Below are 14,731 nucleotides of genomic sequence, written 5' to 3'. Positions count from 1 at the left end.
CACCTTCCCGTCAGCGGTTCTCACCGTTGAGAGGGACACGCATGACGAGCCACGCTACCGAAGTCGAATGGGAAGACCTGCTCCGCCAGGCGCTGCACGCCACGGGTACGGGTGCGCGCTGGGCGGTCGAGGCGGACGAGATGTGGTGCCGGGTCGCGCCCGTGCCCGGGACGCGGCGCGAGCAGGGATGGAAGCTGCACGTGTCGGCCACGACCGCCTCCGCGCCCGAGGTCCTCACCAGGGCCCTGGGCGTGCTGCTGCGGGAGAAGTCGGGCTTCAAGTTCGCCCGGTCGCTGGAGCAGGTCAGCGCGCTGAACTCCAGGGCGACGCCGCGCGGGAGCTCGGGCAAGTTCATCACCGTCTATCCGCGCTCCGACGCCGAGGCGGTCGCGCTCGCCCGGGACCTGCACGCGGCGACGGCGGGTCTTGCCGGTCCGCGGATCCTGTCCGACCAGCCCTACGCCGCGCACAGTCTGGTGCATTACCGCTACGGGGCCTTCGTCGGCCGGCGGCGGCTGTCGGACGACGGTCTGCTGGTGTGGTTCATCGAGGACCCCGACGGCAACCCCGTGGAGGACAAGCGCACCGGCCGGTACGCACCGCCGCCCTGGGCCGTCTGTCCTTTCCCCGCCTCGGTGCCGGTGGCGCCGCACGACGGGGAGGCGACGAGCCGTCCGGTGGTGCTCGGCGGCCGCTTCGCGGTGCGGGAGGCGATCCGGCAGACGAACAAGGGCGGCGTCTACCGGGGCAGCGATACCCGCACGGGCACGGGCGTGGTGATCAAGGAGGCCCGGCCGCACGTGGAGGGCGACGCCTCCGGCGGCGACGTCCGGGACTGGCTGCGCGCCGAGGCGCGGACGCTGGAGAAGCTCAAGGGCACGGGGCTGGCTCCGGAGGCGGTGGCGCTGTTCGAGCACGCCGGGCATCTGTTCCTGGCCCAGGACGAGGTGCCGGGCGTGACCCTGCGCACCTGGGTGGCCGAGCACTTCCGCGACGTGGGGGGCGAGCGGTACCGCGCCGACGCGCTGGCGCAGGTCGCGCGCCTGGTGGACCTGGTGGCGGCGGCACACGCCCGCGGCCTGGTCCTGCGGGACTTCACACCGGGCAACGTCATGGTCCGCCCGGACGGTGAGCTGCGCCTCATCGACCTGGAGCTCGCGGTCCTGGAGGACGAGGCCGCCCTGCCGACCCACGTGGGAACGCCCGGTTTCAGCGCCCCCGAGCGCCTGGCCGACGCGCCCGTCCGTCCGACGGCCGACTACTACAGCCTCGGTGCCACCGCGTGCTTCGTCCTGGCCGGGAAGGTCCCGAACCTGCTGCCCGAGGAGCCCGTCGGCAGGCCGTCCGAGGAGCGGCTCGCCGCGTGGCTCACGGCCTGCACCCGGCCGCTGCGGCTGCCGGACGGTGTGGTGGACATGATCCTCGGGCTGATGAGGGACGATCCGGCCGAGCGGTGGGACCCGTCCAGGGCCCGGGAGGCGCTGCGGAAGGCGGACCCGACGGCGCGGCCGGGGGACGCGGACAGGACCGCCGTGCGGAGGACAGGCTCTTCCGCCGTCGCCGGGCCGGTGCCTGACAGCCGGACGGCGGACGGTCGGACGGCGGACGGTCGGTCGGCGGACGAGGTGGTGGCCGGGCTCGTGGATCACCTCGTCGACTCGATGACTCCGGCGGACGACCGGCTGTGGCCGGTGTCGACGCTGACCGGGGAGAGCGACCCGTGCACCGTCCAACAGGGCGCGGCCGGGGTCCTGGCCGTGCTGACGCGGTACTTCGAGCTCACCGGCGACCCACGTCTGCCGGGGCTGCTCTCCACCGCGGGCCGTTGGATCGCGGACCGCACCGACGTCCGCTCCCCACGCCCCGGCCTGCACTTCGGCGGCCGTGGCACCGCGTGGGCGCTGTACGACGCCGGACGCGCCGTCGACGACCGACGGCTCGTCGAGCACGCGCTGGATCTGGCGCTGGCACCCCCACAGGCGACGCCCCATCACGACGTCACCCACGGCACCGCGGGCAGCGGACTCGCCGCCCTCCACCTGTGGCAGCGCACCGGGGACACGCGCTTCGCCGACCTGGCCGTCGAGGCGGCCGACCGGCTGACGGCCGCCGCCCGGCGCGAGCCGTCCGGAGTGGGCTGGGCGGTCCCCGCGGAAGCCGACTCCCCCGAGGGCGGCAAACGCTATCTGGGCTTCGCCCACGGGGCGGCCGGCATCGGCTGCTTCCTCCTCGCCGCCGCGGAGCTCTCCCGGCAGCCCGACCACAGGGCGACGGCCCTGGAGGTCGGGGAGGGCCTCGTGGCCGACGCCGTACGCATCGGCGAAGCGGCGCAGTGGCCCGCCCAGTCCGGCGACCTGCCCACGGCCCCGTACTGGTGCCACGGTGCGGCGGGCATCGGCACCTTCCTCGTCCGGCTGTGGCAGGCCACCGGGGACGACAGGTTCGGCGACCTCGCCCGCGGCAGCGCCCACGCCGTCGCTGAACGTGCCTCCCGCGCCCCGCTCGCCCAGTGCCACGGTCTGGCGGGCAACGGCGACTTCCTCCTCGACCTGGCCGACGCCACGGGAGACCCCGTCCACCGGGACACGGCCGAGGAACTGGCCGGCCTCATCCTGGCCGAGGGCACCCGGCGCCAGGGACACGTGGTCTTCCCCAACGAGTACGGGGAGGTCTCCTCCAGCTGGAGTGACGGTTCCGCCGGAATCCTCGCCTTCCTCCTGAGGACCCGTCACACCGGCCCTCGGCACTGGATGGTCGAGCAGCGGGGTTGAGCGGCCGGGGCCGGGATCCTGACGCAGCGGTCCCGCCCCTCCCCCGCGTACCACGAACCACGAACCACGAACCACGAACCGCGAGCCGCGAGCCGCGAGCCGCTCCGCGAACGGGACCGACGCGTCCGCCGTCGTCCCGGCCTTCCCCCTGCGGACATTCCCCACAGACTCCCGGCGCCGGACGATCCGGATGCCGGGTGGAGCGGCAGAAAAGTGCTGCCGCCAGCTCAGAGAAGGAGAAAACCATGGAGAACCAGGACCTCGAACTGCTGGCCCGCCTCCACGCCCTTCCGGAGACCGAGCCCGTCGGCGTCGACGGACTGCCGTACGGCGAGACGTGTGAGTGCGTGGGTCTGCTGACCCTCCTCAACACCGTCTGCATCGGTATCAGCTGCGCCTAGGACAGGCACCACATCCGGCCGGCGGCTGTCCCGGGCAGCCGCCGGCCGGAATCACGACCGGAACGGCAGCATGCCCCCGAAGCGTGGTCGGTCACGCCGGGGGCGGCCGCCCCGGCGAACCCCCGGACGAGGACCAGACCCATGCAGCGACACGCCGGCGACGACGATCTCGCCCCAGCGGCCCTCAGGACGGCCGCCCCGGCGAGCCCGCCCGCCCCAGAAGACCTTCCCGAGTCCGCGTACGCCATCAGCACGCGCGGTCTGGTCAAGAGCTACCCCGGACCGGAGGGCACGACCACCCATGCCGTGAGCGGCCTGGACCTGGACGTGGAGCGGGGCGAGACCTTCGCGTTCCTCGGCCCCAACGGGGCGGGCAAATCCACCACCATCGCCATGCTGTGCGCGCTGGCCCGCCCCACGGCCGGTCGTGCCACGGTGGCCGGCGTCGACGTCCTCGCCCGGCCCCACGCGGTACGGCGCAGGGTCGGGATGCTCTTCCAGCACAGCGCCGTGGACCCGGACCTGACGGCCGAACAGAACCTCCACATCCACGCACGCCTCTACGGCCTGTCCCGCCGCGACGCCCGTCGGCGCACCGCCGAGGTCCTCGAGACGGCCGACCTGACCGACCGGCGCCGCTCCCCCGTACGCACCCTGTCCGGCGGCATGCGACGGCGCCTGGAGATCGCCCGCCAGCTGCTGCACGCCCCCAGCGTGCTGTTCCTCGACGAGCCGACCACCGGACTCGACCCCCACGCCCGGGCCCAGGTCTGGGAGCATCTGCGTACGCTGCGCGAGCGGCACGGCAGCACCCTCTTCGTCACCACGCACTACCTGGAGGAGGCGGAGAACTGCGATCGCCTCGCCATCATCGACCACGGCCGGCTGGTGGCACAGGGCGCGCCCGAGACGCTCAAGGCCGCGATCGGAGACGACCTGGTCGTGCTCCGCACCGGCGACGACACGGCGGCACAGCAGGTCGTACGCCGCCTGCTGCCGCCCGACCGGGCCGTCACCGTCGACGCGGGCGGCGTCTCCCTGCGGGTCCCGGGCGGCAGCGCCTGGATCCCCCGACTGTGCGCGGCACTGGAGGCAGGTGGCATCGCGGTGAACGCCGCCTCCGCGACCCCGCCGACGCTCGACGACGTCTTCTTCCACCACACCGGCCGCAGCCTCGACGCCGCGCAACCCGGCCGGGCGGCCGCTCGCCCCGCCCCGTACGCGGCCACGGCCGCGGCGAAGACGGGCGGTGGCCGATGAACGCCCTCGCCTGGGAGTCCTCGGAGGCGACCGGCGGCGACCGGACCACCCGGCTGCGGCGCGAACTGCGTGCCGTCCACGCCCTGGTCCACCGCGATCTGCTGCGCCTCGCCGGCCAGCGCACCCACACGGCGCTGATGCTGCTGCACCCCGCGCTCTACCTCCTCATCCTCGGAGGCGGACTGGCCGCCCTCATCCCCCAGTCCTCCCTGGGCGTCGGCTACCAGGCCTATCTCTTCCCCGGCATGCTGATGATGACGGTGCAGACGCCCGCCATCATGGTCGGCATCCGTCTGATCACCGACCGGGAGAGCGGCTACCTGCGGGAGCTCCTGATGGCCCCGGTCCGCCGCTCCACCCTGCTCCTGGGGAGCTGCGCCGGCGGCACCCTGACCGCCGCCGTCCAGGGCGCCGTCCTGCTCGGCCTGGCCGGCGTGGCGGGCCTGCCCTACGACCCGGTGCTCCTGGCGCTGCTTCTCGCCGGGATGGTCCTGGCCTCCTTCACCGTCACCTCCCTGGCCCTGGCCCTGGCCGTGAGCCTGCGGAGGGCCGAGACGTTCCACACCCTGCTCGGCCTGGTGATGATGCCGCTGCTGTTCCTCTCCGGCGGCTTCTTCCCCCTCACCGCCCTGCCCGCCTGGGCCCGGGCGCTGTCCGACGTCAACCCCCTGGCGTACGCGGTCGACCTCCTCCGCCGCGTCATCGCCCTGCGGGTACCGGACCAGGCCGCCACCGCGGGGATCGAGTGGGCCGGCCGGCAGCCGCCCCTGCCCCTCGAAGCCGCCCTGCTCCTGGCCGGCGGCGTCGTCGCCCTGCTGTGGGCGACGCATCGCTTCAACCGCCCCGAGTGACCGGAAGGGTGGGCTCCGCGCCCGGTGCGGGAGCCGGGACCGATTGTCAGTGGTGGGTGAGACGGTAGGAGCATCCAGTCGGAAAGAGGGGGAAGCTGTCTTGTCCGGAACCCAGAACTACATCAATCACGTCGCCCTTGTGCTGGACGCCAGTTCGTCGATGGCGCACCTGAGCCGCAAGGTCGTGGAGGTGGCGGACCAGCAGATCGCCTACCTCGCCCGCCGGTCGAGGGAGCTGGACCAGGAGACCCGCGTCACGGTGTACGTCTTCGCCGACAAGGTGGAGTGCGTCATCTACGACAAGGACGTGCTGCGGATGCCCTCGCTGAAGCAGCTGTACCGGGTCGGCGGCATGACCGCGCTGCTGGCCGCCGCGCTGAAGTCGCAGCGGGAGCTGGCGCAGACCGCCCAGCTGTACGGCGACCACAGCTTCCTGACGTTCGTCCTGACGGACGGCCAGGAGAACGCCAGTCACCGCTGCCCCGACGCGCCGGCCGGCACCGCGCGTGAACTGGTCGCCGCCATGGCCGAGATGATCGCGGCCCAGGAGGACAACTGGACCCTCGCCGTCCTCGTACCGGACCAGATGGGCAAGCGCGAGGCCATGAACTGTGGCTTCCCGAAGGAGAACATCGCCGTCTGGGACGCCACCAGCACCCAGGGCCTGGAGGAGGCCGGGCAGGTCATCCGCGAGGCCACCGAGAAGTTCATGGTGGGACGCACCAAGGGCATTCGCGGCTCGCGGGCGGTGTTCTCCACGGGCGCGGAGGCGGTCAACAAGGACACCATCAAGGCGGCCGGCCTCACACCGGCGAACCCGTCGGAGTACCAGCTGATCCCGGTGGCCCGTGACGCGGGGATCCGGGAGTGGGTCATCGAGTCCGGGCACACGTACCGCACGGGATGCGCGTTCTACCAGCTGAGCAAGACGGAGAAGATCCAGGCGCGCAAGCAGATCGCGGTGCTGGAGAAGAAGACGGACCGGGTGTACACGGGGCCGCAGGCCCGGGCCCTGCTCGGTCTGCCGGACGTGGAGACGCGGGTCAAGCCCGACCACAACGACGACTTCACCATCTTCGTGCAGAGCACCAGCGTCAACCGGAAGCTCGTCTCCCACACGCGGCTCCTCCTCATGAACTGACGGGTCGGTGCCCGGCCGGTCCTGAGGGCCGGCCGGGCACCGACGCCGCCGGCCACCACACGGCTCGCATCCGCTCGCTCACACCGCCGAGCGGCCGTCCCGGCCGCTCTTCCCACCGTCGCGCCCATCCCGTCTCCGGCATGATCTCCAGCGCGCCCCCGAGGTCGAGAATCACGCAGCTCACGGACATGCGACCTGCCCCTCCTCGTTCCAGCTCGGCAGAGGCGCCGTCGTCTCACGCTCCAGGTCACGGTCAAGCGATCTCCGAGGCCTGTGACGTCCCCGTCGCCATCCGCGGCCTCCGCTCGGCCTCGACGGAGTCCCGGCCGCACCACGGCCCCCGTTCGCGGTGGAAGCGCGAACCAGGGGGTCGTTTCGTACCCTGGCGGCATGCGCATGCGTCCCACTCTGAGCTGGACCCCCGACGAGGACCTGCCGCCGGCCACGACGGACCTGGGGCCGGTCGTCGACGCGCTGGACACCGGCGGTGTGCTGGTGCTCAGCGGGGCGGGGATCTCCACCGAGTCCGGCATCCCCGATTACCGGGGTCAGGGCGGAAGCCTCAGCCGGCACACCCCGATGACCTTCCAGGACTTCACCGGCAGCGCCCAGGCCCGGCGCCGCTACTGGGCGCGCAGCCATCTCGGCTGGCGCACCTTCGGCCGCGCGCTGCCCAACGCCGGGCACCGGGCCGTCGCCGCCTTCGCGCGCCACGGTCTGCTCTCGGGTGTGATCACCCAGAACGTCGACGGTCTGCACCAGGCCGCCGGCAGCGGAGAGGTCGTGGAGCTCCACGGCAGTCTGGCCCGGGTCGTCTGCCTCTCCTGCGGCACGTACAGCCCGCGCCGCGAGCTCGCGCGGCGGCTGGAGGAGGCCAATGCGGGTTTCCGGCCGGTGGGGGCCGGGATCAACCCGGACGGCGACGCCGATCTGACCGACGAGCAGGTCGGCGACTTCCAGGTGGTGCCCTGCGCGCACTGCGGCGGCGTCCTCAAGCCCGACGTGGTCTTCTTCGGGGAGGCCGTCCCGCCCCGGCGGGTCGAGCACTGCCGCAGGCTGGTCGACGAGGCGGCCTCGCTGCTGGTGCTCGGCTCCTCGCTCACGGTGATGTCGGGCCTCCGGTTCGTCCGCCAGGCGGCCCAGGCTGGGAAGCCCGTGCTGATCATCAACCGGGACCCCACCCGCGGCGACCGCCACGCCCTCTCCCGGGTGGGTCTCCCCCTCGGGACGGCCCTCACCAGCCTCGCCGAGCGGCTCGACATCCCCACCGGCGATCCGGCGGAGCTCGGCTGAGGCACCGGAGCCCCGCCCCGGCCGGTGGAGAGGGAGCGCGCGGAGGCCCCCGACCGCGTGGGGCGGGGGCCTCCGGCGCGGCCGGCAGAGTGCTCAGTCGGCCGCCGCGATCCAGGCGTCGAGCTGTTCCTGCGTCGTGGCCGGGTCGGCCACCAGCTCGGCCAGGGTGTCGTCGACGCGGTGGCGGGTCGCGACCGCGGGACACCGCAGGCACGCGGCGATGCCGGTCTGGGTCCACCACTGGCACCGGGGCCGCAGGTGACACCGCGGGACGGAGCCGCCCTCACGCGCGACCGGCCGCGCCATGACGCGCTCGACCAGCGTGCAGTCGGCGCCCCGGCGGTTCACGCAGTCGCTCACGCAGTGCGAGGCGAAGCGCAGGATACGGCGCGGTTCGATGTCCGCGGGGACATCGCCGAGCACCTCGGACGCCGGCACCGGATCGGCCAGGTAGACCACGCTCCCGTCCCGCCCGGACCGTACGCCCAGGACGACGGACTCCGGGGTGTGCGCCTCGCCGCTGGGGCACCACGTCTGCACCGGCTCGTTTCCGCCCACGGTGGTCACCTCCCCGACTCAGCAGGCGGTGCGGGAAGTGAGCGTCGCCTGGCCGCCGGTGTTGCCGCCGATCTCGGCGGCCCCGTCCTGGCGGTCCAGTTCGGCGGCGACCCCGATGCCCTCCTTGAGCTGGGCCACCGTCGTGATCCGGTCGGACCGGACCGGCGCCGACTCGTTCTCGGCACCGACCACGGCCACCAGGCCCGCGGCCAGCAACGCGGCGGCACCGGCCGCGGCCGCCCTACGCGTCGGACTCTCCATGACGTACTCCTGTCTCACGGTGGTTGGGAGTCAGGAGCGTAGGTACGCCGGACAGGCGGGGTCGGCACTCGGCGGCGGCAGTTGTGCGGCAGTCACGCCCGCCGGGACCTCGTTCCCCTCACGGCGGGCGCCATGAGGGCTTGCCACAATGGCAACTTCGGTTGCCGCCCCGGATGTTGCGGGCGCAGCCTGTGGTTCCACCGACGGTCATCGAGAACCCGGAGGACCACACGATGACGAACCAGGGCGACACCCCGCCGAACGACCGCGTCCACCACGTCCGTTCCGGTCGGCTCGACGGCCACGCCGCCCTCAGCGGCGGCACGGTCGGTTCGAGGAGGCTCTGGATGGGGCTGGTGGAGAACCCGCCGCTCAGCTCTACGGACAACCACCACCACGGCGATTCGGAGGCGGGAATCTACGTGGTCAGCGGCCGACCCGTCTTCGTCTTCCACGACGGCGCCGGCGAGGTCCGCCTCTCCGGCGCACCCGGCGACTTCTTCCTCGTCCCCCCGTTCGTCCCCCACCGCGAGGAGAACCCGAACCCGCACGAGCCCGCGATCGTCGTGATCGCCCGCACCACCCAGGAACCGATCAAGGTCCCGGTGCCCGAGCTGTACCGGCCCTCCGACCCTGATCCGCAGGGCAGGCCCTAACGTGGGTCCATGCTCACGACGACGCCGCGGGTCGAACTACGCCCGCTCACCCGCTCCGATCAGGACGAGTTCTGCGCGCTCGTGCGGGCCAGCTCCGCACTGCACCAGCCGTGGATGCAACTGCCCGCGACGGCGGAGGCGTTCCAGGACTGGATGCGCCGCTTCGACGACGGCACCAACCTGGGGTTCCTGATCCGTGTCCGGGAGACCGGCGAGGCCGCGGGCACGGTCAACATCAACTCGATCATCCGGGGCCGCTACCAGGGAGCGTCCCTCGGCTACGCGGCCTTCGCCCCGTCCGCGGGGTCCGGATACATGACCGAAGGGGTCGCCCTCGCCCTTCGGCACGCCTTCACCGAACTGCGGCTGCACCGGCTGGAGGCCTGCATCCAGCCGGCGAACAAGGCGTCCCTGGCCCTGGTCCAGCGGCTGGGCTTCCGCTACGAAGGGGTGTCGCCCGCCTATCTCTACATCGACGGGGACTGGCGGGACCACGAGCGCTGGGCCGTCACCGCGCCCCGGCCGTGGACGCCCGATCCCTCCCTTCCCGAGGTCTGAGCCGGGCGCCGTCGTTCCGTCCGGTGTCACCCCTGTGGGGCTTCCCCGGGGATTCGCCGGACCCCCGCCCGGTCGGCGGTCTAGCGTACGGACTTGCCGGCCGCCCGACCGCGGCCGCCCGAGGAGGATCCTGTGCCGTCGTCCTGCGACCCCCAGTACGCCCCCGCCGGTGATGTGAGTGCGGCGATGATGCTGATCGACTCCCGGCTCAGGGCCATCTACGACGGCAGGACCGAGGTCGATCCCGAACAGCGGATGCTGGACGAGCAGTTCACCGCCTCCCTGGGGCCCACGGGTGCCCAGGACCTCCTGGACGGCGTGTGCACGATCATCTTCATGTACATGAAGTGGCTGCGGATGGCCTGCGAGGAGCACGACAAGGACGTGGTCGAGTACGTCGTGCCCAACCTCGTGACCACGATGCTCCGGATGCCCGGAAGCATCCGGCCCGAGGCCGTCCCCACCATGGCCGGCCTGGCCATCGCGGCGGGCACCGGCCTCAGCCCGAGCCTGTGGCGCGCACAGTACGGGGACTGGACCCGGGAGGAGATGAACCCCCTGGAGGCCACCGCCTTCCTCCTGGCGGAGGTCATCAACCGGATCACCGACGACCGCGACTTCGCCACCCGTCTGATCACCGACGCCCTGTCCGGCGCGGACCGGTACTGACCCTCGGGCCTCACGCCCGGTCGGCCAGGAAGTCCGCCAGGTCACGGAGCACGCGCTCGGGAGCCTCCCAGTACGCGAGGTGGCCCACGCCTTCGTAGACGAGGAGGCGGGAGTCGGGAATCGTGTCGAGGATCGTCCGCTGGTCCTCGCGGGTCAGGAGGGGGTCCTGGTCGCCCCAGACGACCAGGGTGGGGACGAGGATGCCGGAGAGGGTGGCCCGGAGGTCGGTCTCCAGGAGGCCGCGCAGGGTCTCGCGCCAGACGTGGGCCGGGGCCTTGAGGTTCTCGTCGACGACGGTCTTCAGGAAGCCGCGTCCCATGGGGGTCGCGGTCAGGCCGTCGGCGAGCTCCGCCGCGAGTGCGGGGTCCACGGGATCCCGCAACTCCCTGACCGTGTCCCAGAATCGGACGACCTGCGGCTTGTCGGCGAGGGTGGCCGGGACGCCGAGGAGGACGAGGCCCGCCACCCGGTCCGGCCGGCGGCCCGCGACGATACGGGCCTGCACCCCGCCGCTCGATCCGCCGACCAGTACCGCTCGCTCGATGCCCACGCCGTCCATGAACGCGACCAGGTCCTCGGCGAAGTCCTCCGGGAGGTAGCCGTCGGGCGGCTTGTCGGCGTCGCCGTGGCCGCGCTGGGTGGGGGCGTACGCGTGCAGGCCCGGAGGCAGGCGGCGCAGCAGCGGCTCGAACGTCCACCAGGAGTCCAGGTAGCCGTGCACCAGGACGAGCGGTGTGCTCCCTGGGCTGCCGGCTTCCGCGTACGGAAGCGTGGGGCGCCCCTCCCCCAGGACGGCGCTGTGCACGGCGACGGCGGCCATCGCGGCCCTCCTCACCTCTCCTTCCCCAGCATAGGAAGGAGAGGGGCGGGGGGACAGTCGGGGCGTTGCCACAGGGGCGGGCTCAGCGGCTCAGGGCGGTCTCCCCGTCCAGGTACGCGAGCTTCTCGGGGTTGCGCACGGCGTAGAGGCCGGTGATGAGGCCGTCGTCGACGCGCATCGCGAGGACGGCGTCGACCTCTCCGTCCAGGTGGACGATCAGCGCCGGATCGCCGTTGATCCGGGCCGGCTGGAGCACCGCCGCGGCGCCGATCCTGCCGAGGACCCGTGCCACCTCGTCGGCTCCCACGACGGGCGCCAGGGCGGCCCGTACGACTCCGCCGCCGTCGGTCAGCAGGACGACGTCGGGTGCGAGGACTTCGAGCAGGCGCCGCAGGTCGCCCGTCTCGACGGCCCGGCGGAACGCCTCGACGGTGCGGCGGGTCTCCCCTGCGGAAGCGATGTTGCGCGGTCGGCGCGCGGCGACGTGGGCGCGCGCCCGGTGGGCGATCTGGCGGACCGCGGCCGGCGTCCTGTCGACGGCTTGGGCGATCTCGTCGTACGCCAGGTCGAACACCTCGCGCAGGACGAACACCGCGCGTTCGGTGGGGGTGAGGGTCTCGAGGACGAGCAGCATCGCCATCGAGACGCTCTCGGCGAGCTCGGCGTCCTCGGCGACGTCGGGCGCGGTCAGCAGCGGCTCGGGCAGCCAGGGGCCGAGGTAGGACTCCTTGCGGCGGCCGAGCGTGCGCAGATGGGTCAGTGCCTGGCGGGTGGTGATCCGGACCAGGTACGCGCGCGGATCCCGTACGGTGCCGGGATCGACTCCCGCCCACCGCAACCAGGTCTCCTGCAGGACGTCCTCGGCGTCGGCGGCCGAGCCGAGCATCTCGTAGGCGACGGTGAAGAGCAGTCTGCGGTGGGCGACGAACGCCTCGGTGACGTCACGCATCGCGTCGTTGTTCCTTGGGTCGTTCATCGCCGGCTCCTGCCCGTTCGCTCTCCGGTGCGCCGTGCACCAGACGCCGGCCGCCGCCGTTCCGTGACACCCGCCTCCGGTGATCCACGCCACAGCGCCGTGCCGTCACACGGATCGGGGCGCCGGCGTCTTGTGTTCGCCCAGCGGGGCAGCACACGACACCACGAGTGAGGACGCCATCATGGAACCCCGTTTCAACCTGTTCGACAGCCCGACCTCCGCGAAGGTCGCCAAGCGGTTCTACAACACCTCCTCGGCCCTGGAGGAGTCGACGCTGCCGAAGTCCCTGCGGGAGCTGGTGCAGCTTCGGGTCGGCCAGATCAACGGCTGCGGATTCTGCGTGGACGCACACGCCAAGGAGGCCGCGGCCGAGGGTGAGACCGCGGTCCGGCTCGGCCTGGTCGCCGCCTGGCGGCACAGCACCGTGTTCACCGAGGCCGAGCGGGCCGCGCTGGCGCTCGCCGAGGAGGGCACCCGCCTCGGTGACCACGGTGTGTCCGACGAGACCTGGGCCGAGGTGCGCAAGCACTACGACGACGACCAGGTCGGCGCGCTGGTCTGTGTGGTCGCCCTGATCAACGCGGCCACCCGGATGAGCGTGATCGTGCGACAGCCCGGCGGTTCGTACGAGCCCGGCTTGTTCGCCCGTACGGCCGGCTGACCGGCGGAAGGGGCGCGGGGCCGTCCCGGGGTTCTCCGATCCCGGGACGGGCCCGTCGCGTGCGTTCGGATCAGCCGCCGTGCCCCCGCTCCGGCGGCTCTCCGCTCCGGGCGGCCGCTCCGTCCCGGACGTGGCGGCGCAGGCCGTCGAGGGACACGTCCTCCAGGCTGTCCGCGAAGATCCGGCCGGGGCCCGGTGGCACCGGCAGGAGGGAGGGGACGACCAGGACGGTGCAGCCGGCGGCGTCGGCCGAGGCCGTTCCGTCCGGCGAGTCCTCGACGGCCACGCACGCCGCCGCCGGGACGCCGAGCCGCCGGGCGGCCGTCCGGTACGGGTCGGGGTGCGGCTTGGTCCGTACGGTGTCGTCGGCGGAGAGCGTGAGGGCGAAGGGGACGTGCGCGAGCGCGCCGCCGACGACCGAGTCGACCACCGACCGGGGTGAGGCGCTGACGAGCGCGAACGGCAGTTCCGCCCGCTCCAGTTCGGCCAGGAGGCGGTCCGCTCCCGGGCGCATCGGCGCGCCCTCGTCGACGCGCCGCTGGAAGGCGGTGGTCAGCGCCGTCACGACACCGTCCGGGTCGCGCGTGCCGGTGGTCCGTACGAGGTGCGCGGCGGTGTCCTCGACCGCGCGTCCGACGACCTCGGGCGCGTCGGTCCGCGTGAGCCGGTGTCCAAGCCGGGCGGCGACCTCCTCCGTGGCCTCCCACCACAGGACCTCGGTGTCGACGAGGGTGCCGTCCATGTCGAAGAGGACGGCGGCGAGTGCGGTCACCGCTCCGCCTTCGGGACGACGAGCGCGGGGTGCGGGGCGAGGCCGACGGTGGCGCGGGTCCCCGGAGTCAGTTCGCCCGCGTCGCGTGACGGGAGGTCGGCCTTGACCGTCGTACCGCGGTGGTCGAGGTGGACGCGGGTGACGGATCCGAAGAAGGAGGTGGAGAGGACCACGGCCTCGCCGTCGGTGTCGGCGGTCACGGTGACGTTCTCGGGGCGGACGAGCACCTCGACGTCGCGGGTGCCGGGGACGTCGCCGTCGACGGGGAGCCGGCTGCCCGCCGCCTCCACGAGTCCGGAGTCGGTGAGGCGGCCCGGCAGGCGGTTCATGGTGCCGACGAACTCGGCGACGAAGGCGGTCGCCGGCCGGCGGTACAGCTCGGCCGGGGCCGCGCACTGCTCCAGCTTCCCGGCGTTGAGGACGGCGACGCGGTCCGCCATGGAGAGCGCCTCCTCCTGGTCGTGGGTGACGAACACGGTGGTGATGCCGAGGGAGAGCTGGAGCCGCCGGATCTCCTCGCGCAGGCTGAGCCGGACCTTGGCGTCGAGCGCGGAGAGGGGTTCGTCCAGGAGCAGGACGCGGGGGCGCAGGGCGAGGGCCCGTGCCAGGGCGACGCGCTGCTGCTGGCCGCCGGACATCTGGTGCGGGTAGCGGTCGCCGTGCTCGGGCAGGCCGACCAGGTCGAGGAGTTCGGCGGCGCGGGCGTGGCGCTCGGCCGCCTTGGCCTTGCGGACGCGGAGGCCGAAGGCGACGTTGTCGCGGGCGGTGAGGTTGGGGAAGAGGCTGTACGACTGGAAGACCATGCCGGCGTCGCGGCGGTTGGCCGGCACGTGGGTGATGTCCGTCCCGTCCACGAGGACCTCGCCGGAGTCGGGGCGTTCGAAGCCGGCGAGGACCCGCAGCGCGGTGGTCTTGCCGCAGCCCGAGGGGCCGAGGAGCGCGAGGAGCTCGCCCGGCCCGACGGTCAGGTCGAGGCCGTCGAGGGCGACGGTGGTGCCGAACGCGCGGCGCAGGCCGCGGAATTCGACGCGCGCGCCGGTGGCGGCGGTGGACTCCGTCCGTTCCGCTGTGGCAGAGGTCATG

At 73.1% G+C, this 14,731-nt stretch carries 16 protein-coding genes; 10 read left to right on the top strand and 6 right to left on the bottom strand.

What is annotated here, in order from left to right:
* Positions 1-41: 41 nt before the first annotated feature.
* From lanL to BLW86_RS35475, 6 genes are all read left to right on the top strand, one after another.
* A complete protein-coding gene (gene lanL / locus BLW86_RS35495; protein ID WP_093877815.1) occupies positions 42-2,771 on the top strand; it encodes a class IV lanthionine synthetase LanL in 2,730 nt (909 codons plus the stop codon).
* A 245-nt stretch (positions 2,772-3,016) separates the two neighbouring features.
* Entirely contained in the window at positions 3,017-3,172 is a 156-nt protein-coding gene (locus BLW86_RS42270) for a VenA family class IV lanthipeptide (RefSeq protein ID WP_177181847.1), read from the top strand.
* 141 nt (positions 3,173-3,313) lie between these two features.
* A complete protein-coding gene (locus BLW86_RS35490; RefSeq protein WP_093877814.1) occupies positions 3,314-4,432 on the top strand; it encodes an ATP-binding cassette domain-containing protein in 1,119 nt (372 codons plus the stop codon).
* Positions 4,429-5,283: an ABC transporter permease gene (locus BLW86_RS35485; RefSeq protein ID WP_093877813.1), complete on the top strand. Its 855-nt coding sequence runs from the start codon at positions 4,429-4,431 to the stop codon at positions 5,281-5,283. The genes BLW86_RS35490 and BLW86_RS35485 overlap by 4 nt, the downstream gene beginning before the upstream one ends.
* Positions 5,284-5,383: 100 nt before the next feature.
* Entirely contained in the window at positions 5,384-6,424 is a 1,041-nt protein-coding gene (locus BLW86_RS35480; protein ID WP_093877812.1) for a vWA domain-containing protein, read from the top strand.
* 390 nt (positions 6,425-6,814) lie between these two features.
* Positions 6,815-7,717 (top strand): NAD-dependent protein deacetylase, encoded by a 903-nt coding sequence (locus tag BLW86_RS35475; RefSeq protein WP_093877811.1) that lies wholly within the window; start codon positions 6,815-6,817, stop codon positions 7,715-7,717.
* A gap of 93 nt (positions 7,718-7,810) precedes the next feature.
* Here the strand turns inward: BLW86_RS35475 and BLW86_RS35470 are convergent, their stop codons facing one another.
* On the bottom strand, positions 7,811-8,275 hold the full coding sequence (locus BLW86_RS35470; protein WP_093879047.1) for a hypothetical protein: 465 nt from the start codon (positions 8,273-8,275) through the stop codon (positions 7,811-7,813).
* Between the two features lie 18 nt (positions 8,276-8,293).
* On the bottom strand, positions 8,294-8,536 hold the full coding sequence (locus BLW86_RS35465; protein ID WP_093877810.1) for a hypothetical protein: 243 nt from the start codon (positions 8,534-8,536) through the stop codon (positions 8,294-8,296).
* A 233-nt stretch (positions 8,537-8,769) separates the two neighbouring features.
* Here BLW86_RS35465 and BLW86_RS35460 point away from each other — a divergent pair, with 233 nt between their 5' ends.
* The 3 genes from BLW86_RS35460 to BLW86_RS35450 all read left to right on the top strand — a co-directional run bounded on the left by BLW86_RS35460 (position 8,770) and on the right by BLW86_RS35450 (position 10,419).
* Entirely contained in the window at positions 8,770-9,192 is a 423-nt protein-coding gene (locus tag BLW86_RS35460) for a cupin domain-containing protein (protein ID WP_093879046.1), read from the top strand.
* A gap of 9 nt (positions 9,193-9,201) precedes the next feature.
* Entirely contained in the window at positions 9,202-9,750 is a 549-nt protein-coding gene (locus BLW86_RS35455) for a GNAT family N-acetyltransferase (RefSeq protein WP_093877809.1), read from the top strand.
* A gap of 132 nt (positions 9,751-9,882) precedes the next feature.
* A complete protein-coding gene (locus BLW86_RS35450) occupies positions 9,883-10,419 on the top strand; it encodes a hypothetical protein (protein ID WP_093877808.1) in 537 nt (178 codons plus the stop codon).
* Positions 10,420-10,429: 10 nt separating this feature from the next.
* Here BLW86_RS35450 and BLW86_RS35445 read toward each other — a convergent pair whose 3' ends face one another.
* The gene (locus BLW86_RS35445; protein ID WP_093877807.1) at positions 10,430-11,239 is read right to left on the bottom strand and encodes an alpha/beta fold hydrolase; all 810 of its coding nucleotides are present in this window, start codon (positions 11,237-11,239) and stop codon (positions 10,430-10,432) included.
* Positions 11,240-11,321: 82 nt separating this feature from the next.
* Positions 11,322-12,215 carry an RNA polymerase sigma-70 factor gene (locus BLW86_RS35440; RefSeq protein WP_093877806.1) on the bottom strand — a complete coding sequence of 298 codons (894 nt, stop codon included), beginning with the start codon at positions 12,213-12,215 and terminating at the stop codon, positions 11,322-11,324.
* 181 nt (positions 12,216-12,396) lie between these two features.
* Between BLW86_RS35440 and BLW86_RS35435 the strand changes: the two genes are divergently transcribed.
* Positions 12,397-12,876 carry a carboxymuconolactone decarboxylase family protein gene (locus tag BLW86_RS35435; RefSeq protein WP_093877805.1) on the top strand — a complete coding sequence of 160 codons (480 nt, stop codon included), beginning with the start codon at positions 12,397-12,399 and terminating at the stop codon, positions 12,874-12,876.
* Between the two features lie 70 nt (positions 12,877-12,946).
* Here BLW86_RS35435 and BLW86_RS35430 read toward each other — a convergent pair whose 3' ends face one another.
* Positions 12,947-13,648 (bottom strand): HAD family hydrolase, encoded by a 702-nt coding sequence (locus tag BLW86_RS35430; RefSeq protein ID WP_256341536.1) that lies wholly within the window; start codon positions 13,646-13,648, stop codon positions 12,947-12,949.
* Entirely contained in the window at positions 13,645-14,730 is a 1,086-nt protein-coding gene (locus BLW86_RS35425; RefSeq protein WP_093877804.1) for an ABC transporter ATP-binding protein, read from the bottom strand. Before BLW86_RS35425 ends, BLW86_RS35430 begins: the two co-directional genes overlap by 4 nt.
* Position 14,731 lies beyond the last annotated feature (1 nt).

It is taken from the genome of Streptomyces sp. TLI_105, assembly GCF_900105415.1.
Taxonomy (GTDB): Bacteria; Actinomycetota; Actinomycetes; order Streptomycetales; family Streptomycetaceae; genus Streptomyces.
Note: the sequence above shows the minus strand (reverse complement) of the source record. Positions and strands in the feature narration are given on the sequence as shown.

Excerpts from the sequence above, each read along its gene's own strand:
- BLW86_RS35460 (WP_093879046.1), top strand. The coding sequence starts at position 8,770 with ATGACGAACCAGGGCGACACCCCGCCGAACGACCGCGTCCACCACGTC.
- BLW86_RS35435 (WP_093877805.1), top strand. The coding sequence starts at position 12,397 with ATGGAACCCCGTTTCAACCTGTTCGACAGCCCGACCTCCGCGAAGGTC.
- BLW86_RS35475 (WP_093877811.1), top strand. The coding sequence starts at position 6,815 with ATGCGCATGCGTCCCACTCTGAGCTGGACCCCCGACGAGGACCTGCCG.
- BLW86_RS35490 (WP_093877814.1), top strand. The coding sequence starts at position 3,314 with ATGCAGCGACACGCCGGCGACGACGATCTCGCCCCAGCGGCCCTCAGG.
- BLW86_RS35425 (WP_093877804.1), bottom strand. The coding sequence starts at position 14,730 with ATGACCTCTGCCACAGCGGAACGGACGGAGTCCACCGCCGCCACCGGC.
- BLW86_RS35440 (WP_093877806.1), bottom strand. The coding sequence starts at position 12,215 with ATGAACGACCCAAGGAACAACGACGCGATGCGTGACGTCACCGAGGCG.
- lanL (WP_093877815.1), top strand. The coding sequence starts at position 42 with ATGACGAGCCACGCTACCGAAGTCGAATGGGAAGACCTGCTCCGCCAG.
- BLW86_RS42270 (WP_177181847.1), top strand. The coding sequence starts at position 3,017 with ATGGAGAACCAGGACCTCGAACTGCTGGCCCGCCTCCACGCCCTTCCG.
- BLW86_RS35465 (WP_093877810.1), bottom strand. The coding sequence starts at position 8,536 with ATGGAGAGTCCGACGCGTAGGGCGGCCGCGGCCGGTGCCGCCGCGTTG.
- BLW86_RS35485 (WP_093877813.1), top strand. The coding sequence starts at position 4,429 with ATGAACGCCCTCGCCTGGGAGTCCTCGGAGGCGACCGGCGGCGACCGG.
- BLW86_RS35445 (WP_093877807.1), bottom strand. The coding sequence starts at position 11,239 with ATGGCCGCCGTCGCCGTGCACAGCGCCGTCCTGGGGGAGGGGCGCCCC.
- BLW86_RS35455 (WP_093877809.1), top strand. The coding sequence starts at position 9,202 with ATGCTCACGACGACGCCGCGGGTCGAACTACGCCCGCTCACCCGCTCC.